At 38.2% G+C, this 23,009-nt stretch carries 23 protein-coding genes, 1 pseudogene and 1 CRISPR repeat array; of the genes and pseudogenes, 15 read left to right on the top strand and 9 right to left on the bottom strand.

Annotated features, from left to right (window positions below; all coding sequences use genetic code 11):
* Positions 1 to 9: 9 nt before the first annotated feature.
* Genes Q0785_RS11800 through Q0785_RS11790 form a run of 3 tightly spaced genes read right to left on the bottom strand, consistent with a single transcriptional unit; the run spans position 10 to position 5,317 of the window.
* Positions 10 to 1,911: a site-specific DNA-methyltransferase gene (locus Q0785_RS11800; RefSeq protein WP_298829946.1), complete on the bottom strand. Its 1,902-nt coding sequence runs from the start codon at positions 1,909 to 1,911 to the stop codon at positions 10 to 12.
* A 3-nt stretch (positions 1,912 to 1,914) separates the two neighbouring features.
* Positions 1,915 to 2,736, bottom strand: coding sequence for a PD-(D/E)XK nuclease family protein (locus tag Q0785_RS11795; RefSeq protein ID WP_298829944.1), 822 nt, complete (start codon positions 2,734 to 2,736; stop codon positions 1,915 to 1,917).
* Positions 2,729 to 5,317 (bottom strand): ATP-dependent helicase, encoded by a 2,589-nt coding sequence (locus tag Q0785_RS11790; RefSeq protein WP_298829942.1) that lies wholly within the window; start codon positions 5,315 to 5,317, stop codon positions 2,729 to 2,731. The genes Q0785_RS11795 and Q0785_RS11790 overlap by 8 nt, the downstream gene beginning before the upstream one ends.
* Positions 5,318 to 5,960: 643 nt before the next feature.
* On the opposite strand from Q0785_RS11790, the pseudogene Q0785_RS11785 reads away from it, so the two are divergent.
* The 4 genes and pseudogenes from Q0785_RS11785 to Q0785_RS11770 all read left to right on the top strand — a co-directional run bounded on the left by Q0785_RS11785 (position 5,961) and on the right by Q0785_RS11770 (position 8,127).
* Positions 5,961 to 6,472: pseudogene (locus Q0785_RS11785) on the top strand (recombinase family protein).
* Positions 6,473 to 6,585: 113 nt separating this feature from the next.
* The gene (locus Q0785_RS11780; RefSeq protein ID WP_298829940.1) at positions 6,586 to 7,329 is read left to right on the top strand and encodes a hypothetical protein; all 744 of its coding nucleotides are present in this window, start codon (positions 6,586 to 6,588) and stop codon (positions 7,327 to 7,329) included.
* A 315-nt stretch (positions 7,330 to 7,644) separates the two neighbouring features.
* A complete protein-coding gene (gene relB / locus Q0785_RS11775; protein WP_149457001.1) occupies positions 7,645 to 7,857 on the top strand; it encodes a type II toxin-antitoxin system RelB family antitoxin in 213 nt (70 codons plus the stop codon).
* A gap of 6 nt (positions 7,858 to 7,863) precedes the next feature.
* Positions 7,864 to 8,127 (top strand): type II toxin-antitoxin system RelE/ParE family toxin, encoded by a 264-nt coding sequence (locus tag Q0785_RS11770; RefSeq protein ID WP_149457000.1) that lies wholly within the window; start codon positions 7,864 to 7,866, stop codon positions 8,125 to 8,127.
* 97 nt (positions 8,128 to 8,224) lie between these two features.
* Here Q0785_RS11770 and Q0785_RS11765 read toward each other — a convergent pair whose 3' ends face one another.
* From Q0785_RS11765 to Q0785_RS11755, 3 genes are all read right to left on the bottom strand, one after another.
* Positions 8,225 to 8,632 (bottom strand): hypothetical protein, encoded by a 408-nt coding sequence (locus Q0785_RS11765; RefSeq protein ID WP_149456999.1) that lies wholly within the window; start codon positions 8,630 to 8,632, stop codon positions 8,225 to 8,227.
* Positions 8,633 to 8,635: 3 nt separating this feature from the next.
* Complete coding sequence (locus Q0785_RS11760) at positions 8,636 to 9,271, bottom strand: hypothetical protein (RefSeq protein WP_298829933.1); 636 nt, start codon at positions 9,269 to 9,271, stop codon at positions 8,636 to 8,638.
* A 226-nt stretch (positions 9,272 to 9,497) separates the two neighbouring features.
* Positions 9,498 to 9,653, bottom strand: coding sequence for a hypothetical protein (locus Q0785_RS11755; protein ID WP_298829931.1), 156 nt, complete (start codon positions 9,651 to 9,653; stop codon positions 9,498 to 9,500).
* Positions 9,654 to 9,959: 306 nt separating this feature from the next.
* On the opposite strand from Q0785_RS11755, the gene Q0785_RS11750 reads away from it, so the two are divergent.
* Positions 9,960 to 10,247: a hypothetical protein gene (locus tag Q0785_RS11750; RefSeq protein WP_298829929.1), complete on the top strand. Its 288-nt coding sequence runs from the start codon at positions 9,960 to 9,962 to the stop codon at positions 10,245 to 10,247.
* Positions 10,248 to 10,938: 691 nt separating this feature from the next.
* Here Q0785_RS11750 and Q0785_RS11745 read toward each other — a convergent pair.
* Both Q0785_RS11745 and Q0785_RS11740 read right to left on the bottom strand, forming a co-directional pair.
* Positions 10,939 to 11,793, bottom strand: coding sequence for a site-specific integrase (locus Q0785_RS11745; RefSeq protein ID WP_298829927.1), 855 nt, complete (start codon positions 11,791 to 11,793; stop codon positions 10,939 to 10,941).
* A gap of 143 nt (positions 11,794 to 11,936) precedes the next feature.
* Positions 11,937 to 13,442: a primase C-terminal domain-containing protein gene (locus Q0785_RS11740; protein ID WP_298830177.1), complete on the bottom strand. Its 1,506-nt coding sequence runs from the start codon at positions 13,440 to 13,442 to the stop codon at positions 11,937 to 11,939.
* Between the two features lie 121 nt (positions 13,443 to 13,563).
* Positions 13,564 to 13,853: direct repeats of the CRISPR family, unit length 24 nt; unit sequence AAGTAGATATTTCTACTTTTCTAC.
* Between the two features lie 529 nt (positions 13,854 to 14,382).
* Here Q0785_RS11740 and Q0785_RS11735 point away from each other — a divergent pair.
* From Q0785_RS11735 to Q0785_RS11725, 3 genes are all read left to right on the top strand, one after another.
* Positions 14,383 to 15,198 carry a ParA family protein gene (locus tag Q0785_RS11735; RefSeq protein WP_203341333.1) on the top strand — a complete coding sequence of 272 codons (816 nt, stop codon included), beginning with the start codon at positions 14,383 to 14,385 and terminating at the stop codon, positions 15,196 to 15,198.
* A complete protein-coding gene (locus Q0785_RS11730) occupies positions 15,191 to 15,652 on the top strand; it encodes a hypothetical protein (RefSeq protein WP_149456993.1) in 462 nt (153 codons plus the stop codon). The genes Q0785_RS11735 and Q0785_RS11730 overlap by 8 nt, the downstream gene beginning before the upstream one ends.
* 758 nt (positions 15,653 to 16,410) lie before the next feature.
* Entirely contained in the window at positions 16,411 to 16,683 is a 273-nt protein-coding gene (locus Q0785_RS11725; protein WP_149456992.1) for a hypothetical protein, read from the top strand.
* Between the two features lie 7 nt (positions 16,684 to 16,690).
* Here Q0785_RS11725 and Q0785_RS11720 read toward each other — a convergent pair whose 3' ends face one another.
* The gene (locus Q0785_RS11720) at positions 16,691 to 16,915 is read right to left on the bottom strand and encodes a helix-turn-helix transcriptional regulator (RefSeq protein ID WP_298829923.1); all 225 of its coding nucleotides are present in this window, start codon (positions 16,913 to 16,915) and stop codon (positions 16,691 to 16,693) included.
* Positions 16,916 to 17,352: 437 nt separating this feature from the next.
* Here Q0785_RS11720 and Q0785_RS11715 point away from each other — a divergent pair, with 437 nt between their 5' ends.
* The 7 genes from Q0785_RS11715 to Q0785_RS11685 all read left to right on the top strand — a co-directional run bounded on the left by Q0785_RS11715 (position 17,353) and on the right by Q0785_RS11685 (position 22,982).
* Complete coding sequence (locus Q0785_RS11715; protein WP_298829921.1) at positions 17,353 to 17,844, top strand: helix-turn-helix transcriptional regulator; 492 nt, start codon at positions 17,353 to 17,355, stop codon at positions 17,842 to 17,844.
* 295 nt (positions 17,845 to 18,139) lie between these two features.
* Positions 18,140 to 18,334 carry a hypothetical protein gene (locus Q0785_RS11710; RefSeq protein ID WP_298829919.1) on the top strand — a complete coding sequence of 65 codons (195 nt, stop codon included), beginning with the start codon at positions 18,140 to 18,142 and terminating at the stop codon, positions 18,332 to 18,334.
* Positions 18,335 to 18,355: 21 nt separating this feature from the next.
* Positions 18,356 to 18,583, top strand: a complete 228-nt coding sequence (locus Q0785_RS11705) for a hypothetical protein (RefSeq protein ID WP_149456988.1) — start codon at positions 18,356 to 18,358, stop codon at positions 18,581 to 18,583.
* Positions 18,584 to 18,655: 72 nt separating this feature from the next.
* Entirely contained in the window at positions 18,656 to 19,777 is a 1,122-nt protein-coding gene (locus Q0785_RS11700; RefSeq protein ID WP_298829917.1) for a hypothetical protein, read from the top strand.
* Positions 19,778 to 19,792: 15 nt separating this feature from the next.
* Positions 19,793 to 22,318, top strand: coding sequence for a VirD4-like conjugal transfer protein, CD1115 family (locus Q0785_RS11695; protein ID WP_298829915.1), 2,526 nt, complete (start codon positions 19,793 to 19,795; stop codon positions 22,316 to 22,318).
* A complete protein-coding gene (locus tag Q0785_RS11690) occupies positions 22,315 to 22,551 on the top strand; it encodes a hypothetical protein (protein WP_298829913.1) in 237 nt (78 codons plus the stop codon). The genes Q0785_RS11695 and Q0785_RS11690 overlap by 4 nt, the downstream gene beginning before the upstream one ends.
* Positions 22,548 to 22,982: a hypothetical protein gene (locus tag Q0785_RS11685; protein ID WP_298829911.1), complete on the top strand. Its 435-nt coding sequence runs from the start codon at positions 22,548 to 22,550 to the stop codon at positions 22,980 to 22,982. Before Q0785_RS11690 ends, Q0785_RS11685 begins: the two co-directional genes overlap by 4 nt.
* Positions 22,983 to 23,009 lie beyond the last annotated feature (27 nt).

Here is a 23,009-nt window from a genome sequence, read left to right as displayed (position 1 = left end):
CCCTCTCCTTTAAATAGTTTTAACATTCATTTTTTCACTTAACAGGATTTTTTGCTTATTGGTCAAAGCATCGTCTATACAGATGAAAGTCGCTCCTTCAAAATCAACTGACATGATATTCTCCAATTCTTCATGTAATTTTTCCTCTAAATAAACTACAATAGGAAATTGAAAATCTTCATGTTTAACAAGCCAGTATGAATTATTGTTAATTTCAACCTTTTCAATTTTGCTCTCAAGAGGAAAACCTTGGTGAAGCATCAACTCTATTACAATATCAATGTCATTTGATTCCGTATTAATAGGACTAGAAGAAAATAAATCTAATTTTTGTGTTAGAGAACTAATATCTCTTCCATCAGCTTCATTCATTTCCCATTTTTTAAGATTAGACCGTTCCAACTTATAAGCTTTGAACCCCCTGTCATATCCATGAATATTCTCACATTCATTATTTAGTTTATTAATACTTCTCCTAATTCTTTCTTTGGTAATCTCCGAAATTTTCGGATACTCCTTGTTATTTATTCTTTCAGGAAGTTGAACTAATATAAATTTACATTTTTTTTCTTTCTCTTCGTTAAACTCCATTACCGCTTGAGCTGTTGAACCAGAACCCGCATAAAAATCAAGAACTATGTCATTCTCTGACAAAGATTGATTGAGGCAATATTTTATTAATCCTAATGGCTTTGGATTTTGAAAGACATTATTCTTGAAGAGTTGCTTATAAGATAACGTTCCTGAGTCGCTTGAAAATTCACTCCCCATCCAAAAAGACTTTGGTTTTACCGTTTTTTCTTTGCCATCTTTGTGTAAATAATCTTTTTGATAAACATCGTATTCATTTCTTGAAGAAATATACTTTGCAGTTAGTAATTCAATGTTCTCTTTTGAAGTATCTATTCCCCATCGCCATCGACCATCAGACCCATCTGAAAGTTTTGGTAGAATTTTAAAACTATTAGGCATTTCTTCTAAACTCAAAAGGTCATTTGAAGAGTCATAATAGAAAGGATAATACATTTTTGGTCTATCTTCTCTTTTCGAACTGGAGCCCCTTTTTCTTAAGCCTTGAAGTCTATATTTTCCACGCTCATCTTCCTCATTATATTCACCAATATACTCTTCAGGTAACGGAACACCTAAAGTTGTAAAATTTCCTTTTTGATATATCAATAAGTATTCATGGGCAGTAGCGATATATTTTTCATCACTTCTTCCCTTAAAGTTATTTACTACAGAGACACATCCAATGAAATTCACTTCACCAAAAATCTCATCCATCACTTTCTTAAGGTTTGCTTGCTCGTTGTCATCAATACTTACAAAAATGATTCCATCATCTTTCAATAATGATTTTGATAATCTTAGTCTCGGATAAATCATATTTAACCAATTCGCATGATACCTTCCATTAGCTTTAGGATTGCTCGTTAATAAACCCTCGTCATCTGCCTGAAGAGATTTTTGCAAGTAGGATTCTACAGGTTCCTTAAAATCATCTTTATATATTAAATCGTTTCCTGTGTTATAGGGTGGATCAATGTATATCATTTTAATTTTTCCAGAGTAACTTTTTTGAAGAAGACGCAATACTTCTAAGTTATCTCCTTCAATAAAAATATTTTTTGTCTGTTCTTCATTGATTCCTTCACCTTCTAAAATTTTTAGTGTTCCTTTAGGCGGAAGAACTGAAAGTTTTCTTGCTTCCTTTTTCCCTACCCATTGAAAGCCATAAAATTCTTCAATATTATCTTCTAAAACATCTTCATCCAATCTATATATTTCGTCCCTCAAAGTCTCGATGTTTAATTTTCCATCTCCAAAAGCCTCCGGAAATAACTCCTTTAACTTTTCAATTCTCTCTTCATCAATACGTTCTGGTCTTTTTAATTCTTCTATCGACATTACTTACACTCCTTCTTCATCTAGTGCTGCCTCAATCATTTCAGTCCGCTCTTGCTCTAATCCATAATCGTCATAAAAGGCCATAGAGTCGTTTCTTGCACGGCTTGATGTAAAAGCATACTCTTTATATGAATCGCATGAAAAACGCACGTCGCAGTTACGGCAGGCATGATCTACAAACGATTTATTATCCTTTAATTTACTTCGTAACTTTTCTACAGGTGGAGCTTGGAACAGGTGATTTTCAATCATATCAACTACTTCTCCAAAAGACTCTATATAATAATCGACTTTTTCCATCTCTAACTCAATTGGAATTTCTGGTTCCCACTGTTCAAGAGCGTCTTCTAAATACTGCTTATTATTTGATTGGAAAGCCCGTTGTTTAGCTCTTCTTAATGCTTCTGTTTCGCCAGTAGCAAGGATTGATGTTCCATACAAATCTTGGCCACGAATAGACTGCCAAATATGGGCATATACATTTAATTGTCCCTCATAATCAGCTTTATTACTTCTAACAAAGTCTGCATCGTGTGTTTTAATATCATACATTACTGTTCTTTCATCTTCTTTTACAACATCAACGATCCCTTGGATTGTATATGGCCTTCCAGTAGGAGTCTTTTGTTGTGGAAGAGTAAGTCTTACTTCCGTATCGGAAACATTTTCAGCAACGTTCCGGAGCTTCTTCCAGTAGTTTTCCACTTGTTCTAATGCCAATTTTTTTACGTGTGGTGATAGCGAGTGACCACCTTGCAGCCTTAATAACTCATAGTTTTCTTCAAATGCCTCCTCGATAAATTGTAACATCTTTTCATCATTCATTATTATCGCCCCTCGATGCAATTATTAGATTGTGAAGATCTTCAATTGTTTGATGCACAAGGTTTCCGAAAAGCATAGTTTGCGAACGCGAAGGAACAAATCTATACTTTTTAAAAGTCATATAATTTCGTGGACACTTTAAATAGAGGAGATAATCGCTCGTATATGAATAGACCTTAGGTATCTCATCCGTTTTTGGCTGCGCATTCGATAATTTATTAACATCAACGTTTGGTATTAATGGGTAATTCATTTCTTCAAAAAGTTGTTTAAAAGCAGGATCTATTACTTGTCCTCTTCCTCTAAGGTGAGTAATAATTAGTCCTTTTTCCGCCCTGGATAAAGCTACATAAAATAACCGCATCGTATCGAATTCATTCATTCTCTCTAAGGGCTCGTTATCCGTTGCCAATAATGGTCTCACAATCTCTTCCACTCTTGGAACACCCCAATTTCGTTTTCCCGGTGTTCCAAGTACCACGTATGGAAATTCAAGTCCTTTGGATTGATGAATTGTTAAAAAAGGAATACGGCCTTTAGGAAATGGAGTTTCTTCATTTTCTACTTCTGACTCACCTACTCTAAACAACCCATAAACGTAACGACCAAAAAAATCATTTGAAAATCGACTTTCTAGTAATTTTGAACCGGTAACTACGGAGCTGGACTGCTCCATATAACGTGATAGATATTCGGAAATCATTGATAAATTAGTGATGGGTCCTTCATCTGTTCCATCTTCTGCAATTCTGAACATGTTATTAAAGTAAGGGAAACCGCAAATACGATAGAATAAATCCAAGATGTTCCAGTCTACTGATGTGGCTCTATTTAAGATGTATTGAAGTGTAAAAGGATTACCTTGTTTTATTCTTTGATCAATTATTTTATCCAAACGTTCTGATCCCAATCCTCTAAGTGCTTGCTGTGATAAGAGAGAAGCACTGGAAAGAATTCTTTTATGCTTTTTAGGAATATAAATGTCGTTTAATGCCCAACCATTATCACTTATAGTTTTCAATAATCGAATATAGTCTTCTTTACAGCGGCTTAATTCTTGAGCTTTGACTTGTATAAACCGTTCCAATCTATCATTTTGCTGCATCAATTCTTTTGCTATATCTTCTGCAATATCTAACCAATCATGATAATCCTTATACACACCCGAAAAGTCTTGTCTCTCTGGCTTCCCAAAAATCAATGTAAGTATCCCAAACATCGCTTTTGCCTCTTCAACTTCTAAAAACCTACCTGCCCGGGGTGCATATACGTTAATTCCTTCTTCTTCCAACGCCTTTTTTAAGCGCTGGACATGAACATTATTTTTTAAAGCTGGAAATAAAAAAGCTATTTGGTTGGGATCATCCACTTTTTTTTCATCTATTAATTTTCTAGCAAATTGTGCAAGTTCTTTCGAAACACTCTCTGAATCACCTGGTGTTGTAGATAATACAGACAAATCACTATCCTGCTGGTAAGATTGGATATTTTTTTCATGTAAACGATAATATCCTTTGCCATCTTCCCTTCTCCAATTGATCTTTTCGATAAAACTAGTGTAGGTCTTTACGATATGTTTTTTTGAACGATAATTAATGTTTAACTTTATTTTTTTAGGTAAAATACGTAAATTTAATTGAGAGCGCTCTGGAAATTGAACAAAATTTTCTACCGTCGCTCCTCGGAAACGGTAAAGAGCCTGGTCATCATCTCCTACGATACAAAGATTCTTATGACCATTTGCTAAGCGAAAGAAGAGCTGCTCTTGAATTCTGTTTGTATCTTGAAATTCATCAATAATTATATGGTCAAATTCATAAATTACATGATCACTTTTTAAAAGCTGATTATATGCGCGTTGTTGTAATAAAGAAAAATCAACTGAATTAGTTACCTCTAGTCTTTGTTTATACCAAACATACAATTTACCGATTTGATATAACGTTGTATCTTCTTCATTTGATGCATGGACAAAAATTTCATCCGCTGTTATATTTTCTTCGGAAAAACGATTGAACAAAGAAATAATTGACAGAGAGGTATCATGCCTTGAATCTGATCGTTTGGAAAAATACTGTTTTATTTCTATACGCCATTCTTTTTCATTAACTTGAAGTATCTCTTCGACAGATTTCCAAAACAAACCAGAGTTCACAAAAAAGTATTGGTCTAATTCATCTAATAATATCGGTGGCTTTATTCTAGCGCGATCTTTTACAAAACGTCGATCTCCTATTATTTTTTGGCATAACGAATGAATGGTGCCTATATACATTCGAGAAATATCATAAGGAATGCCTGTAAGATTTGTTACAGACCCCAAAATCGATTGCAGACCATCTTTCAATTGTTTGGCTGCTTTTTCAGTAAAAGTAGATAGAAAAATTTTCTCTGGAGCTATACTATGAAAAACAATAGCATTTACAGCTCTCCATAATAGGACTCTTGTTTTGCCGGAACCAGGGCCAGCCATTAGAAATAACGGGCCGTCTAATGAAGTAATTGCTTCATACTGGCCTTCATTAGGTGCGAAGTCATGAATTTCAAACAAATCCTCCAATTTAATAGAAGTCGATTTCATTATCTCAAATCCTTTCTTCAATTTTTCTTTTATATTACATAGTGATTAATACATAGATTTTTAATTTTTATAATAAGTCATTTAAATGTATCCATTATTTGTAACTAATTATATTATACTACTCGATTTTCTATAATAATATGTAGTTGGTACCAAATTAAGTTAGGTTTACACTATATTTCTGCCTTTTAAATTTAAAAAATATATTTAAAAAATTAGAAGCCGTCCAAGACAACATATTTGGACGGCTTCTAATTTCTCTAAATCCCTTAAGTTCTAAGTTGTGGTTATTACAATCCATTTTTTTCTTCATTATTGATTCAATGTAGAATTTTCTCTTACCTCTATACTTATAGACATTCCTTTGATACTAATAGCTGCTGAAAATCACAAAAAGGAATATAAGTGATGATGATACTTTTTCTATCTTCCATGCTAAATAACTCTTGAATAATGTGCAAAATATCACTTAAAGTGACAGTGAGGAATATTGATATAAATTTTTTTTAAGCCTCTCATTTACACTTCTCAAATAGAGAGGTGTTTTTTTGAATTATTTCAGACCTATTTTATGGATTGGTGGATAGTTTTGTTTTTAACTAGTTAAACTTTGAATAGTAAAATATTTAAGAAGAAATGCCAAATGAAGTACGGGTATGCAAGAGTAAGCAGCGTAGGTCAAAATTTAGATTCTCAAATTAAAGAATTAAAAGAATATGTGGTTGATGAAATAGTTATCGAAAAAGTTTGTGGAGCTTCGGCCAATAAGATTAAACAAAATGAATTACTAGAATAGTTAAAGGAAGGGGATCTGGTTGTTGTTACTCGACTGGATAGACTCGGAAGAAATACAATCCCATTGCTGAAACTAGTTGAGGATTTTAAAAATCTTGGGACTGGACTCTAAGTACTTTAAAGAAGGAATAGATACACGAACAACAGCAGGAAGGAATAGCACTAGCGAAGAAAAAAGGGGGTTATAAGGGGCGTGTTAAAAAGTATACTTTAAAAAGTTACGATGTTAAACATGCTATTGAATTAAGAGAAACCACCGACAAGACGGTTAAAGAAATATGTAGAATTACAATGATTAGCATTGCTAGTTTCTATAGAATATATTGTGAGTATAAAAAGGAAAAGACAACAGAACCATAATGATTTTTAACACACGAAAAGGCAACCTCGAAGAGATTGCCCTTTCTCACACAATAGAAATAACATAACAAATTAAAAAATTGTAAAGAAAAGATACCTACAGGAGTGGAAAAATGGAAATGAAACAGGACTATTATTTACGAATATCTGATAAAGTTACTAACGAAATACACTTTAGAGAAAAGTTTGAATATAAAACGTTCAGAGAAGCAAAGTATCAAGCAGAAAAATATTTAGTAAACGATACAGCATTAAAAAGAAATATTTACCCTATTATCGAAGTTTGCCTTACAACAATAAGCTCCAGAAAGATTATAAAGAATACAATGAACTGGGAATGTGATTCCAATGGAAATGTATCTTTAAAAGGTTGGGATAACTATTTGAATGGAAAAAAATATAAAGCAAATAAAAGTTTTGCTTTAAAATCAGCAATAGTGACAACAACCTTTTTCATAGGATTTTCTGTTAGTAGTTTTTTAATCTTGCTGCTAAGTTCGTTTATGTCTAGTTACGATAATTTCAATTCAATAAAATCGTTTTTTGGTATCCTTACCTTTTTATTGCTTCTAATTTATACTGGGATTCTTCCTATACTAAAAGATGAATTCAATTCTAATGCTGAAACCACAGAAAAAATTAAGTGGAATAATTTTAAACTAGAAATACCTTCAATTTTTGCAACCGCAATTACAATAACTAATTTCACTACTGAAGAAACATTTAATCAATCTCCAATATATATATTGCTCCCTGTAGCACTACTTATAGCATTAGTAGGGATTGCAGGAAAACTTATGTTTGAGAATTCTTATGATATTGACAGGTTTTATGATAATAAAAGAAAGCATTTATAAATGAAAGAAGTGGAATAACAAATTTAAAATATTAAAGAAAAAAACCATCCCTTTCTGGCAGTGACACACCCCAAAAATTAGAGTTCAAATCTAACTTTCGGGGTGTTTTATATGGAAAAAGTTTCTATAGAGTAAATGAAAATAAATGGTCGGATATGAAAATAGTATCGACAATCCTCTATTATTCATACGGATACTTATATATGGATAGAACCTATAAAGATACTATTTACATGAAGAGGTTTAGGTCAATCATTTTACAAACAAGATAATTTGTAATACAATGTATTACAAAGAACTGAAGGAGGTTTATCCATGGCCACCATTTCCTTGCGTGTGGATGATCGCGACAGCAAACTCATCCGCGATTACGCCAAACTAAAAAAGACATCTGTTTCTGATTTAATGAGAAATGCCATCATTGAAAAGATTGAGGATGAAATCGATGTAGAGAATTTTAATCGGGTCCTTGCCAATATAGAAAAAACCCATTCCTTGGATGACGTCAAAAAAGAATTGGGTTTATAACAGACGATGTATGCTGTTCATTTTTCAGATGTCGCGTTGAAGAAATTAAAAAAGATGGACCGGTACCAGGCCTCTCTCCTGATTGGTTGGATCGAAAAGAACTTGCAGGATGCCAGCGATCCCCGAATACATGGAAAGGCTTTGGTCGCGAACCACAAAGGCAAGTGGCGTTATCGTGTCGGTGATTACCGCATCCTGGCGTTAATCGAAGACGAAAAAATCATTATTACCATTATCGATGTCGGGCATCGAAAAGATATTTATGAATAATAAAACAGATACAGCCCCTGTATTGAACTGAGCCCCAAATGGGTCACTTTTTAAAGTGTCTACCATTTGGGGCTCAATTCATAATTGGCTTCTTTTTTTACTTTACGGAGTTATAGGCTGCTTCTAACGTTTGTTCAAACACACTGCGGTAAGCGTCTCTTTCTTCTTCAGAAAGCATACCTAATTCACCGCTCATTAGACCCATAATCTTTTTCAACTCGGATATTTGTCCGCTCATACCCAATGCTTCTTGTTGATTCTTATCAATCGATTTAATAGCAATAAAAGTTAGGTTCTTTTCATAATCTTGATTGGCAAATCCGCCACCGTTAGTCCAATGCTTCCATGCAGTTTTTATATTCTCTGCTCCTTTGAATGCTTCGGCATCTTCTTTAGAATAATCTTCTGGAATTCCACCTTCTACAGTAGCAAGGTTAACCCAAGCGATTGAAATTGCCAATGAAATAAGAACCACAAAAGGTGCGGCAAAAATAAATTTCTTCATTGCTTAATTCTCTCCTCTTTCATTAATTAAATCTTTCATTTTTTGAAGCTCGTTATAGCCCTCTTTAAGAAGAGCTTGTCTTTCATCTCCTGAATCCAAGTTCTGAGCTTCATCAAGAAGACTGGCTGTTTCTTGAGACCATTCTTTTAACGGTTCAAAATCAGTAAGCTCGCTAATTTGATTAAGTCTAGAAATAGGGTGTGACATTTGTTCGTTATAATTCGTTACTGTCATATCTTCAAAATCTCCTAACTCTGCAGCATCAACCAGGAACCCCATGATGACCCCAGTCTTCTGATCTTCAGTAGGTTCATTAACGGTCTCATCCTCGTTCCATTCTCTGCCAATCATGAATTTTGTTTCTTTATCAAAGGTATAGCCATTTTTATAAGAGACGAGTCTGCCATCTACTTTTCCACCATCTGGAAGTTCATAGTTTTCAAAGTGCTCTTTAATTTCTTTGTGAGGCGATTCTAAAATAACTTCTTCTTCAGCTTCTGAGGCAGTAGCAACCTCAGTTGAAATTTGTTCTCCTTGAGCTTCGCTTTCAGGATTCTCAACTTTCGCTTCTTCCGAAGTTCCACATGCTGCCAATAACAATGCTGCTGAAATTCCAAATCCTAAAATATACTTCTTCATTTTATCCTTTCCTCTTCATCACTTTTATCGTAACATATCTACATCCATTTTTTATCCAGAAAATCCAATTTACAGGAAATGAAAAAGGATTGCTATCAAAGCAATCCTAGTGATTCAAAAAACTATCCTATTCGAATTATGAAGTAGAGAATGACTGGTATATAAAATATAAGAGCGCCGATAAAAATTACTGAAGTGAATATCTTAAAGTCATCATATGTAATCTCTAGATAAGAATGATCGACAAAATACAGAAAATAGCGGACGGTATAAAACCAGTAGCTTCAAATACGATATGTGATGATACAAACATTAAAATTGGAAAGGCTATTGAAAGTACTTTGTGAGCTTTAGGAGGAACAACTTCTTCTTTAGTATTCATTTAATTCACCTCTTAATTACTATTGTAGATTTTGTAATAAAATGGTAAATTAATCTTGAATTAATACGGCTGAACTTTTTCTGAAATTTTTCCATCTGTTTGCTCTAATATCATTCCTCTTTCTCTCTAAATAAAAATCTCAGAATCTTTCAATATGATTTTCTATGAAGTTTGTCATTAGGGTTGATTTAACTTCTGATAATTGATTTTATATTAATTTGTATCTTTCGTTTTAAAAGTTTCTTTTACTAGTTACGAGAAAGGGTAGTTAAAAAGAGAGAGAGTTCAAGTAGAGGAGAGCAAATTATGGAACGCATCATAATACTAGTATTGATTGTGGGAACGACGATAATAGCGTACCTGTTACATTCTTATCAGAAAAAAAGAGAGGAAAAAAGACACGTTGGAAAGTCACTCTTTATGGGAACTTTTACTGTTTCACTGGTTGTATTTCCCGTTAGCTTTCTAATGAAGGAGCCATTCGCTTATTACATGGGCGTATCAGCTATTTTTCTCTTTTTCCTTTCGATTAATGGTTTTGCCATAACTAAAATCCTTGAAATGTCAGAGGCAAGACAGCAACAGAATCTTTGATTTGCCTATCAGGATTGATCAAAATTACATAAACGAAAAAAGAGAAAGAGCACAAGTATTTTTTAAAAGTAAGTGAATCGGTTTACATATCACAAGTTACCGGAAGTTAGAGGCTGAAAAAATGATAAGGGAGGAATTTCTTTGAATTCCGATCAATATGGTTCGGGTATAATAACCCTACTCTTGGGGGTTGCTTGTTTAGTAGTAAGAATAGTCTCCATAAAGAAAAAAAGATTTCTTGAGACAAATGATTTTAGCGGATTTCAAAATACACTATTCCTTCCACCAATCGTAAATTTCTGGCTGTTAAAATTGTTTTTAATCATAAGCGGTTCGCTTTTTATATCATTCGGTATCTATTTAATCGTAATCGGTGTATTTTGAATAAAATTTCTGCGACAGGCTATCAGAAGTAGCAGTAATTCTAATAACCAAATAGGATGGCCTCCTAAAGTTAAACGACGTTCTAAATAAACTTAACGAAAAAAAGGACATAGCCTGAAATTGCAGTTCCGTATTTGTAATTCGAATTTTTTACGAATTACAAATTATAAGAGCCATTAAGGAGAGAAAGAAGATGCTAAACCAATAGCCCATTCTTTCTCTTTTCAAATTTCCGACAGATAATAGGACTGTTAAGTAAGGAATCATCTATAAAAAAATAAGATTACGATTCATTTACTTAACAGTCCTATATTTCATTATAACGTTCAAAAACGAGTTTTAAGGCGGATGTAAGCGACGTTGGCGTAATTCCTAGTAATTCCACCATTTCATCAAAAGACTTCCCCTGAACCTTATACAAGTCGTAAATATAGGCAATCCGAACTTCTTCCGTCTTAAATGGTTTCGGTAACAGCGAAGTTAGACCCGAATAGATATCCTTCATGTTGTTCCTTACATAATCCGGTCCGTATTTCTTATCCGATGAGACCAAATAATCATGCTCCCGAAAAACCGCGCGTTCCATTGCCTGCACAATTACCGCTACGTCTGTCGGATCCTCAAAAACCAACTGCCAGAAAACATCTTGTGACGTCACAAAGTTCATTTCCACTCGGTCTCCTAAATCACGAAAATGCCTGCTTCGTAACCGTTCAATTTCCCTCATCCGGAACCCGACCATCGCAAACAGGAAATAAAGCTTAGCATTCAACATCAAAGTCGGATGCTGCAGCACCTTTTTCTTTTCCTTCAAAAATTCCAGATATACAAGCTGCGCCACTGGTTTCTCTATGACCAACTGATATTCAAATTTAGGCATGAAATCAACCGGCACCTTCCCCACCTTCCACAAGTAATGGAAATACTGACGGATATGGGACAGTTTCCTTTTGACGGTACCTGGCTTTAATCCTTTCGCCTTCTCCTGATCCAGAAATGCCCGAACATCCGCAGGTTTGATTTCATACGGCTCCAGCTGTTTCTCGTTTCGCAAGTTCACAAAACGAACAAATGACTTCAACAGTTCCAATTCCGTCACCAGCGTACCAGGAGAAATCCCTTCTTTTAATCGATACTCCTCATAGCCATACAGCATCCTCATTCCCCTGCCCTTCTTTACATTTAGTTTAACAGGTCGACAGAAGATCCCCAAAATCAATTCGTTAAACCACAAAAGAGCCTATAGGTAAAATACAGATCTCGAAACAGAACACGTATACAGATATGTATTGGCAGATTGGACAATTAAGAAGAATTGAATTTTTTTCCAGTTAAAGGCCGGTTTTCAGAGAAGCGGGTCAGCACCGCGAGTTGGTTTTCAAGTTCCCACAAAGCGCTTGCGTTCTCACGTGAACCATTCATTAACGAGATTGCTTCGTAGTACAGAGCCCGATGTTGCTGGTTGAATTCAAGGGCACACTGAAGAAGCACCGCCACAGAGGTTAACCCGGTCTGCGCACCGCGCCCTTTTCCGATTCGTTTAATGAGAATTTTTTTGGATTTCCGGATGACTTCGTTGAATGTGCTGCGTGGAATGCCCACGGCTTCACATAATGCGCTTTGGGTTGTCCATTTGATTGGCTGAACCGTACTGGTCTCCGATTGGATATAGGCAAGCAGATCCTCTTCCCACTCGTCGTAGTGGCTGCGGACGCGATCCTTCCGTTCCTTCTTGAATTTGTACCAGCCTCCGAGGTGATTCGTGACCGGAATATCTTTTCCTGGCAACCAGGCTTCTAATAGCTCCTGAATATAAATCTGACTTGCTCCTTTGAAACGGCCCTTATAGGCGCTCTTGACGATTTTCTGAACCTCAGTGTGTCGCACAGGCGCTTCGAGAGAGGAATTGTATTCGTCTAGCAGATCCAGCGTCTCCCCCTGTCCTTTTCCGGCGCTGTAACAAGCCAAGGCGAGCGTGTACATCAAGTTGTCCCGGCCAATCTGTCCGTCGCTTCCTTTTACGTGACGTGTGGCCAATAATTCCCGGAACCACTCGGCATGTGTCGGATCAAGCCCCTCCCCTTTCGATTCCACGACGAATAATCCACGGTTTTGGTCATCGTCCTGCCGTTTCGACCACGAAATCAGTTTGTGCAGGGAAAAGACCATCTTTTCAGAGAACCAGCGGACGTTGTCTTCTGAAGGCATGCGGAAAAAGCCAAAGTCATTACAGGAGAGATCCACTCCCTGCAAAACCTTGGCCAAGCTGCGCCGGATGTTCTCCGAAATGCGTTTTGCGACCTTCAATCCGCGATAGTCGTTCTGGTTGCTGATGAAAAGCGGCGTTTCCAACACAAAATAGACCTGAAACCCTTTCGGCGTCTCCAGGACCATCGTTGGAATTCCCACACTGTAATCGAGCGCAGCGGTCAGAATTTCCGTATAAGGCTGTTTTTTCGTGTCGATGTCGACAATAAACGTATTGATTTGCTGCAGGTTCTTTTCGGTGTGTCCCTTGAGATGCCGCTTTTCTTTATCGACGTACCCTAAGTAATTGTGTACATTGGGGGTCCAATGAGAAAGTTCAACAGAATCCTCCAAGAGAGTCTCTTTCGACGTAATCACGTACCCTTTGACACCACCAGGTGTCGATAGATCTTCCTTGGAACGCGTAACGCCAATCGCACCTTTTTTATGTTTCTTTGTTTGTTTCTGATCTTCGATTAAGTGAGGAAGAGGGGTAGATGAGTTTTTTTTCTTGTAACTATGGATTCCTTCATGGAGAAGTATTTCAAAAACATTAGTCATCATTAACACAAAGCAGCCCCCTTCCCTATCCAATAATAACTCTACAGATTTCCTTCTACCTCATAACCTAAAGCAACGAATAGAGTCTGTAAATAGCGTTATATCAGGGTTTCTAAGGGTACAAAAGTAGATATTTCCACTTTTCTACTTTTGTTAGAATAAAATTCTTTTTCGCATAAGTAGATATTTCTACTTTTCTACTTATGTTATAAACGAGAGCATTCTAGCATAAGTAGATATTTCCACTTTTCTACTTTAGTGAGAATATATCATTATTATTGCACAAGTAGATATTTCTACTTTTCTACTTGTGTTAGAATATTTTTCATTCTCACACAAGTAGATATTTCTACTTTTCTACCTACGTAATATTTAGTATGAACTTCGCAGAAGTAGATATTTCTACTTTTCTACTTATGTAGTTAGCGTGATAATTTACGAGCACTTTATATTGTCTACAAACATTGTCTCCTAAGGGTTTAAAATAAAATTTCTTCTAATTACTTTATAACAGAAGTAGATATTTCTACTTCTGTTATAAAGTAATTCATTTTAACGCAAGTAGATATTTCTACTTTTCTACTTATGTTAATAATAAATCTATTCTCACATAAGTAGATATTTCTACTTTTCTACTTATAGCTAATTAAGCTCAGTTTATAAATGAAGTAGATATTTCCACTTTTCTACCTATGTTAGAACTATCTCTATTCTCACATAAGTAGATATTTCCACTTATCTACTTACGTTAATAACAAGTTTATCCTCACACAAGTAGATATTTCTACTTTTCTACTTATGGTTAGATCTTTCATCAAATATTACAGTTGTATTACATTTAACTTTATATTCTCACGAACTTCCACTTGTGTTATTATCAGATATATACAGAAGTAGAAGTTTGTTAGGTAGAAGTTTGTTTAGAAGATAAAAATTAGGAGGAATAGCGATGGTAGCCAAAACAATAGTTGTAGGTAATTTTAAAGGTGGAGTAGGAAAAACCAAAGTCTCGGTAATGACGAGCTGGGAGTATGCAAAAGTACATAATAAAAAGGTATTGCTTGTTGATATGGACCCCCAGGGAAATGCGAGTACCTTGATTGCTCGATCAGCAGGAATTGAAGAGATTAATCAAACTATATTTGATGGCTTCAAGAATGGTAATCTCCGAGATGTGGTTGTCAAAGTTACAGAAAATCTTGATTTGATTCCTGCAGCTGTTTCTTTCAAAAACTTTTCAAAATTTTTATATCAAAACTATCAAAATGATTTAGATCAAATTACTTTATTAAAAACACTACTAGAACCATTAAAAGCAGATTATGACTATATTTTCATTGATGTACCACCGACTATCAGTGATTACTCTGACAATGCCATGATGGCTTCTGATTATGTCCTTATTATATTGCAAGCCCAAGAACTATCTTTGGAAGGTGCCGAAACTTATGTATCGTATCTGCAATTTATGGCAGACGAATATGAAGCAGATATACAAGTTCTTGGTGTATTGCCAGTTCTTCTTAGAGCAGGGGGCCGAGTTGATCAAAGTACAGTTGAACGTGCCACTGAACTTTTTGGAGAGGATAATGTCTTCAAAAATGTTATAAAGCATTTAGAACGCTTAAAGGCTTGGGATGTAACCGGAATTAAAAACGAGGATCATCATGATCGTAAAGCACATCAAACCTTTTTAGATGTAGTGGATGAAATCGAGGAAAAACTTGCAAGATTTGAGGAGGAAAATACCCATGTCTGAAAACTCAAAGAAAGGACCTTTAATTAAGAAAAAAACAAAAACTAATACTCTTGAGAGACCAAAACCTGTAGTAATAAGTAGCCAAAACGATTTTAAGTTTAATAATGAGCAATCAAATCGACTACAACTTACAAGTAATGAGCCTATCAATAAAGAAAAGGCTGTCTCAATTCCTCCAGTAGAGAAAAAAACTGCAATTCCAGTTTCTGAACTAAAGACAAAACCTGCTCGCAAAACTAAGTCGGTAGTGGGTAAAAATAATAATGTCAAATCTATTAAAGTTCCTCATGATCTTCATACTCAAATTGGAGTCCTTGGAAAATTCATGGACGAAAATAAAACCTATGCTATCATTTCAGAACTTGTAGAATATTACACAAAAAATGAATTGACTGACAGACAACAAAAGCAATTTGAGTATATGACAGAATTCTTTAATGAAAATGAAGAATAATCATATTGAGTTCTTATTATTCTTTCCTTAAAAACCATCCACCTAACACAAGTAGATATTTCTACTTGTGTTAGGTGGATATTTCTACTTTTGCGAGGTAGATTTTTCTACCTTTGTTAGGTAGATAATTAAACAGATTTTATTTTAGAAGATTTAGTCAGATGTATGCTTGCATACGTGTATACGCCAAGCATGCCAGTATCTGATAACAATTAAAAATGCTGAGGGTTTCATGTTTTACAAAAGAAAATATAGAATGATTGTAAATCATATCTGATTGGCTACTAGTTTCATATAGAAGTGATAGAGGATAAAGATTGCAAATGATTTGAGCTCCGTGTGTAAAATTTTGTGCCAGTCAATGAGGAATGAAGAACCAGTAAATAAAACTATTATTGAAGTGCTAAAATGAAAAAGAAAATCAACTATTTAATTGTACTTTTAACGACCATCTTTATGTTAGGCTGGACCGAATCAGAAAAAATCCGCAAGAGATTGTTACCCTTGAAACAGATGTTCAAGAAGGAACCTAGCTGAAACAAATAAAAGGAAGGAAAAGAAGAAATGACCCCTGCGGTGTTAATGAACCAGTAGTAGAGAACACACCTACACAAGCCAATAATGAATAGTTCGAAGGATACGAACTTATTGAAATGGATAGTGGTGATTTGTCTAGATATCGTGAACTCAACACTATCGTTGTAAGTGTACCGGACTCAACAGTTGATAAGTTTTTATAAAAGAAGGAGGGAATAGCGATGGAAATTGCGAGAGTAAAAGAGAAGTTCATGAATGCGGATATTAAATTGAAGGGGCTTTTTTTTCTGGGGATCATCCTATTTGTAGCAACACTTCCCAAAGGCTTATTTTTACCATTGGGCGTGTTGGTAGTTTTGGCCATGTTTTCTGAAAGCCTTTGGAGCGGACTGGTTTACATCTTTAAAACAATCCTTCGGTTCGCTATCGGGATTGCTACGCTGCTCCTTGCATTTTACCTAATCATGCTAATCGTAACGTATTTCTTTACTTGATAGCTTCTTAATCCTCGAAAATTTTGTGATCGAAAAATTCGGACAGCGTCATGCCGAATCCATGAGCAATATTCTTAATCGTGTTGATCCGCGGATACTTGGATCTGCCAGACATTATTTCGGCCATGGTGGATTGTTTGACGCCCGAGCGTCTGATCAACTCGTTTGCAGTCCATCCTCTTTCCTTCAATAGCTGCTGAATTCGAGTAGTCACTGCCTCATCAATTTGCATACAATACCTCTTTTCATTTACATTCTGGTTTATGCCATGTACCGCTTGTACTCACCAGATCATTTATAAATCTTTAATACAAGATATTTTACCTCAAACTATAATCCCTAACAATGGCAATAGATTTCCTACAAAATTCAGATAAAATCAAAATGATACATAAGTCATCGTGTCGGGTGTGTATATGCCCACTTTTCGTGTTCCTTTATCCCGAACTGCAAAAACCCTCCTACAATACCCACCTATATTCGACACCATTCGACTTAAAAACTAAAAACGCCGCTCTTACAAAAAACCCTAGAAATAGGGCTTTATCGGCCTAAAGTATCGGTATACTGTTTTATTTATCAGCATACCGTTGTAATATTATCGGTATGCTGATACACTCAAATCACTAAATTGCTATGTTTTTAGAACCGTTGATAGGGGGATTTAAAATGCCTGTATGGTTTGGCGATTGGATCAAGGAACAACGAATGGCACTCGGCATTTCCCAGTCGGAGTTATCCGACAGGACCGGCAAACAGATTCCGCAAAGCACCATCAGTATGTGGGAACAGCGAAAAAACGAAAACCCGACCGCTCAGAATGTGAGATTACTGGTCGAGTCACTGGGAATATCCATGAAGAACTTTCCTTGGGAGCATGTCTGGTTTAAAGACAAGAACACGGAAGCGAGGTGTAATCAGATGGCAGAGCGGTTTTATCTATATGAATTGGCATCGGCATCCAGCTTAAAAACATTCGAAGGAAAGACGTATGAATTGAAAGGGGCTGTTGGTGTGGAGAAAGAGTCCGGCGAAGTTCGTCACATTGCGGATCTCTACTATCGAACGCGTTCAGTGATTTCGGACAAACAGCTTTTGGCCAAACGGAAGAATGCCCACGACGAATTGTTGAAAGTAAACGGTATTAAAAAAGTAAAATGAGCCATCAGTAGCATGCCATTAAGAACAGTAAGCAACAAAAAGGACAACTTCATAGTGCGTGTCTGTCGCAAATGGCAACTTGCGGTATAGATATACGTCGAGATGGTTTGGCCAGAGTCTCCTAAAACTGGCTGTTGTCCCGTTGCCACATTGTAGTTCTGGGTGAGCTAAAAACCCTGTGCGTTGCAGCTATACGCTGCATAGAGTTAGCGAATGAACCGGCTATAAATTCGCCTATCCTTACTGTTCTTAATGGTGTGCTACTACCAACCAAAAACGAAAGGCGGTTTTATGAATGGCAGCAACAAAGGAACAAAAGGAACTGAAGGCGAATGCGGAGGATCTCTTGGCCTTTAACGGCAAAGATTACGATGACTGGTTAGAAGAAAAACACCGGGAAGTGGTTTCCGAAAACATCCCGTTATTAATGAACCTCTTGAAGAAAGAACGCAAAGCCGCTAACACCGGAACAGCTTTACAGAATTCCTAAAAATAAAAGGAGGGGTTTTAAATGGATGGAGCAATGAGCACTGGTGTCGCCGTACTAGAATGGGCGCAAAGATTCGGCATACTTTCTTCAGCTATCGCGATTTGTATAGGAGGGTATTACCTTATATGGGGCGGAGATCGCGGGCGTCCAAAAGCGATTGGCTTTTTCATTGGGGCGGTAGTCGGTTTGGTCATTGTAATGGGAGCCTACAACATGGCCGAAAGCATCAACGACAACATCAAATTTTAATAGCTACACAAGAAGAAGCCACTCCGGAATGAGTGGCTTTTTTCTATTAATCGGATAAAGGAGACTATTTCTATGTTAAAAATACTCTTTGTGGGAGCTCCTGCTGATTCCATTCCAAACCATGAGAAGCTGGAGTTTAGCCAAGCGGTGGCACTCACACACGAACTGGAGCTGGCTTACCGCAATGAACAACGCGAAGCAGCTGCGGAGTTCTTTGTAATTGGCAAAGACGGCCTGGATCTCTATAAAGGGGTCTTCAATTTCGGATCCTATGATTACCCGAACCTGTATCACCAAATCAAAGACCGGGCCACGAAAATCCGCGTCGAGAAGGAAAAGCAGGGCGACAAGCTCTTTTTGCTGGAACAGATTGAACAGTTGACGCCGGAAGAATTCAAAAAAGAAGAAACCATCGACCGAACACTCGTCAATGTCGGTAAAGACCGCATCTCCCGACTGAAGAAGTGGCAGCGGGTCACGGTGTACACACTGGCTGCTGCCTTCGGCGCCGGTCTGTTGTTCGTGACGGCTTTATTCTTCCTGCAGAAAGCGCAGTATGAGGAAGCTCTCAAGGAAGGCCGCGGCATTGTCAGCCAACAGGAACAAACGATTGAAACCTATGAATACGGCTTATTGGGAGAAGAGGAAGAGTTCTTGGAATCCCTCGAAGCCCAGGACACGTTGAGCGAAAGCCAAAAACGGATACTGGCCGCTCTTTATCTCGAAAAAAGTGAATTCGAGAAGGCTGTAGAGATTATGGAGGATACCGTGTACGTGGAAACGCTCATCCTGAAGAATCCCCAATTGGAGAAAGAGGAGAAAATCATGCAGATCAGTGAGTTCAATCAGCTGTACCCGACAAACGAAGCCCGATTCGATTTGGCTTACTTTGAAGGAGACTACGAATTGATGATGAATCTCCCTTCCATCAACATGACGGTCGAACGTTCGGAGATGAAAACGTATGGCCTGCTGAAGCTCGGAAAGCTTGAAGAAGCCAAAGCAGAGCTGCACAACAACAACAGTGATGAACTGGAGCAGAAGATCGATTTGCACGAGGTCCTGACAGCGGAAATCAAAACACTTGAGGACAAGTTAGCAGATGCCAAAAAAGCTTCTAAAAAGGACGACAAGGCCATTAAAGGCATCACGGATGAATTGAAGAAGAAACAAGACGAATTGGCGATGCTCTAAAGGAGGAAGAGATGGATGTTCAATGAAAGTTTTATTTATTACCTGAAGAAGATCGGGATTCCATTGCTGCTACTGGCGATGTCATTCTCGGTCTTCTTTCTTACACTGAATGCCTTGTTGAATGCAATCGTTGAAGTATTCCAGAAGACATTCAATACCGGAAGCCTACTTGAACCGGAGCCGATCAATCTGACAACGGAAATGTTTTATACTTTCCCCTTCTTAGAAACAGCAAGCCTTGTCTATGCTGTGCTGTTCTTGCTCGCGTTTGTGCCGGCTGTTGTACTTACATTCAAATACATCACCAACTTCGGCCAAATCAAGAAAGAGCAGAAAGGCAGTGCCCGCTTCACCACGTTCAAGGAAATCCAGCAACAGTACCGAGATGTCCCCGAAAAAGGGGAGAAGTTCAAAGGCAGCGGCGGGGTGCCGGTAGCCCGGCATAAGAAGCGGATCTTCATCGACGACAGTCCCGTGAATAACATGGTCATCGGTACCACACGAAGCGGGAAGGGGGAAACATTCGTCTTCTCGGCCATCGACATCTACAGCCGTGCTGAGAAGCAAGCCAGCATGATTCTGAACGATCCAAAAGGCGAACTGTACGCAGCTTCCAAAGATACGCTCGAAGGGCTGGGGTATCACGTCGAAGTCCTGAATCTGATGAATCCCATCCAGAGCATGTCCTACAATCTGCTGCAGCTCACCATCGATGCGTTCATAGAAGGCAACTATTCCTTATCACAGCAATACGCCCGCTCTGTGGCCTTCATGCTTTACCACGATCCGAAAGCAAAGGATCCCTTCTGGGCGAACTCGGCAACGGATTTATGTACCGCGCTTATCTTAGCTTTGTGCGAACAATGCAAACTGGAGCGGGAGAAAATCAACATGTACAACGTCGCGTTGATGCTCTCGGATTTAGGGACGCGCACAGTGATGAATGAAGACGAAGAGGAAGTAAGTGCCCTGGACGATTTCTTTTCCAAGTTCCCTGAGAATCATCCGGCCAAGATGCAGTATGCAACAATCAACTTCTCCAGCGGTCAAACGCGGGCCAGCATCTTAGCCAACGCCAATGCCAAGCTCGGCGTCTTCACATTGGACGGAACGGCAAAGCTGACATCGCGAAATTCATTCGATATGTCGAAAATCGGCTTTTCCCGCTGGATCAAAGGGAAGACCACTCCAGATACACGCATTCATGTCACTTTTTCTAATAAAGAAACGGCCACGATCCGGACGGACGCAGACGGCATGTTCACGCTGTTCCATAAGCACCCGCTACAGGTTGGCGATTCCTTCACTATAAAGGTTGGCAAAGAGGAAACTGTGGTGAATGTCACCGGATTGATTGAACGGGAGCGGAAAGATGGCGTGATGATTCACGAAGGGCTTCTGGAACACGAAGTAGGGAGCGGTAACGTGGAAATACAAGCCATCATGGAATTCGATAAGCCGACCGCGGTCTTCATGATTGTGCCGGATTACGATGCCACATTGAATGTCATCGGGTCCCTTTACGTCAAGCAAGTCTATACGAACTTAGCCCGCATCGCTTCGAACTCGGAAGGCGGCAAGTGTCATCGTGAAGTCATCTTTATCCTGGATGAATTCGGGAACATGCCGGCGATTGAAGGGATGGCCAATATCGTCACGGTTTGCCTAGGCCGAAACATCCGTTTTAATTTGGTCATCCAAGCCTACGCGCAGCTTGAAAACCTGTATGGCGACGACTGGAAGACCATCGACGGGAACTGCGGGAACACGCTGTATCTATTGACCGCAGACGAATCGACGGCTGAATTGATTTCTAAGAAACTGGGCGATGAAACGATCCTCACGAAGTCCCGCTCCGGCCAGACATTGTCCATGAGCAAGTCCAAGACAGAGAGTGTGGATTCGAGGAGACTGATGACGGCCACCGAAGTCATGGGGCTGAAAGAAGGGGAGATGATTGTGATCCGCATCATCAAGCGGCAGGACAAGGACCGGAAGCGCATCAAGTCCTACCCGATTTTCTTGACCGGAAAGACCGCGCTCAAATATCGCTGGGAGTACCTGTCGGCGTATTACAATACCGATAATTCCATTAACGACATCGACATCCCATGCGAGCATTCCATGACGGACTTGAACCAGCTTCGGGCTTCATTTACTACGAATAACTTTGCGGATAACTTAATCAAACAGTTGCTAGAAAAGGAGGGTACTGAAAAATCGGCAGCCGTCGCTTCCGTCAAACAGAAGAATGCCGCTGCTCGGCACGAGAAACGAAGAGCGGAGATGCAGAAAGAGATCGACTTCAATCAGTTCGTGAATGATCATTACAAGGTCCAGCAGCTCTTCAACAGCACCTTCCTTAAAAATGTGGATGCTGAAAACCCAGAGGGATATCTGGATATGGGCATCATCGATTTCCGAGAGTTCATCTTGGCCAATGATCACCAAGTTGAAGACAAGTTCTGCTCCGTCATCTTAACGAAGATAAACAGCACATTGACGAAAATAAAAGAAGAAGAGGAGCGTGTAACTGGATGAACGAGAAAATAGAGCAGCTGGACCGCTATTTGCTGTCGCGCGAAGACCGGCTCGAGGCTGGAGACATCTTGACCGTTAAACTAACGGACGGCATGCTGACGGTGTATAAAGAAGAGAATCCGGATGGCGAAAAGAAAGTTGTCACGTTGATTGAACAGTTTGACGACCAATTGGATCTAGCGGTACACGATTTACTAGCACAGCACCCGACTAAAGGAGGTCACCTAAAATGAATTACGCAGTTTCGTTTCTCTACCAGAGCGATGAATTCGAAATATCGGTCGGTACCAATCACGTCTTTGAAGCACAGAATAGGGAAGAAGCGATGAAGAAGGCCGCAACCCTGCAAAAACTGTCAGATTATTTCTCGCCCTATTACACCAAAACGGAAGGCGATATTGTATTTGATGTGATGGAAAACAACTATTTTGATCAGGTATTTGTATTCGAGTATACCTTTTATGATGAAACCAAAGGCGATTATCTAACCGTGGATGTAGGTGACGGAAAGGTCCTATCCCCTGTAATGAACCCAGCTTGTTATGTTAAGTTAGACAGAAGTGCATTTCTTCAATGCTTCAAAGAACATTACCCAGGCAAAGAGGTAGTGACTTTCGGCTCCTTAAGTTACGGAGTGGAGGAAACCAGCGCGAAACGAAGGTAATGGTAATGAAGCATTGTCATAACTAAT

This window comes from uncultured Planococcus sp. (genome assembly GCF_947501725.1).
GTDB classification, from domain to species: Bacteria; Bacillota; Bacilli; order Bacillales_A; family Planococcaceae; genus Planococcus; species Planococcus donghaensis_C.
The sequence above is the reverse complement of the archived record's forward strand: the minus strand, read 5'-3'. Positions and strand labels throughout refer to the sequence as shown.